General features: G+C 72.1%; 1 protein-coding gene. It reads left to right on the plus strand.

The genetic code is table 11. The annotated features are described in order from the left end of the window. Positions 1–72: 72 nt before the first annotated feature. A complete protein-coding gene (locus CCN35_RS26525; protein ID WP_067397736.1) occupies positions 73–1,179 on the plus strand; it encodes an NAD(P)-dependent alcohol dehydrogenase in 1,107 nt (368 codons plus the stop codon). Positions 1,180–1,250 lie beyond the last annotated feature (71 nt).

The following is a 1,250-nucleotide window of genomic DNA, read 5'->3' on the forward strand; positions in this document are numbered from 1 at the left end:
CCCCTCGCCCGCCCCCTGCGGAGCGAACCCGCCCCGGGAACGGGGGGACGAACCCGTGAAAGAAGCACGACCATGCCGTCTGCACCCATGGACGTCGAAGCAGCCGTCGTCGAGGCGAAAGGCGACCCCTTCCGCATCAGGACGGTCCCCCTCGAAGAGCCCCGCCCCGACGAGGTCCTCGTCCGCGTCGCCGCCACCGGCGTCTGCCAGACCGACGCCCACAGCCGCAACCAGGACTACCCCATCCCGATGCCCGTGATCCTCGGCCACGAAGGCGCCGGCATCGTCGAACAGGTCGGCTCCGCCGTGAAGGACCTGGCCCCCGGCGACCGCGTCGCGATGACCTTCCCCTCCTGCGGACGCTGCGACGCCTGCCGCGCCGGATTCCCCGCCAACTGCACCCACGGCTTCGAACTGGCCTTCGGCGCCTCCCGCCAGGACGGCACCAACGCCTACGGCGACGGCGTCCACGGCCACTTCTTCGGCCAGTCCTCCTTCGCCCGCTACGCCCTGGCCACCGAACGCAACACCGTGCGCCTCCCCGACGACATGCCGCTGGAACTGGCCGGCCCGCTCGGCTGCGGCATGCAGACCGGCGCCGGCGCCGTGATGAACTCCCTCGAGGTCGGCGCCGGTGAGTCCCTGGTCGTCCTGGGCACCGGAGCGGTCGGCCTGGCCGCCGTGATGGCCGCCAAGGTCGTCGGCGCCACCACCATCGTCGCCGTCGACATCAACCCCTCCCGCCTGGCCCTGGCCGAGGAACTCGGCGCCACCCACACCGTCGACGCCTCCACCGAGGACACCGGCACACGGCTGCGGCAGATCCGCCCCGACGGATACCACTACATCCTCGAGATCACCGCCCAGCCCCGCATGCTCGCCCTCGCCGTCGACCACCTGCGTCCCATGGGAACGGCCGCCCTCATCGGCGGAGCCCCGGCCGGCACCACCGCCCCCATCGACATGAACCGCCTCCTCAACGGCGGCCGCCGGCTGCGCGGCATCGCCCAGGGCGACTCCGTCCCGCAGATCTTCATCCCCCAGCTGGCCGACCTCTACCGCGCGGGCAAGTTCCCCGTGGACCGCCTGGTGCGCACCTACGACTTCGCCGACATCAACCAGGCCTTCGCCGACGCCGCCAGCGGCGAGGTCATCAAGCCCGTTCTCCTCATGAACTGACCCCGCCTCCGGGGACCGGAACCACCGGCCCCCGAGACCCGGATCCCCGGAGGCGGGGTCAGTTCATGAGG

The sequence above is a fragment of the Streptomyces thermovulgaris genome (assembly GCF_002155915.1).
Taxonomy (GTDB): Bacteria; Actinomycetota; Actinomycetes; order Streptomycetales; family Streptomycetaceae; genus Streptomyces; species Streptomyces thermovulgaris.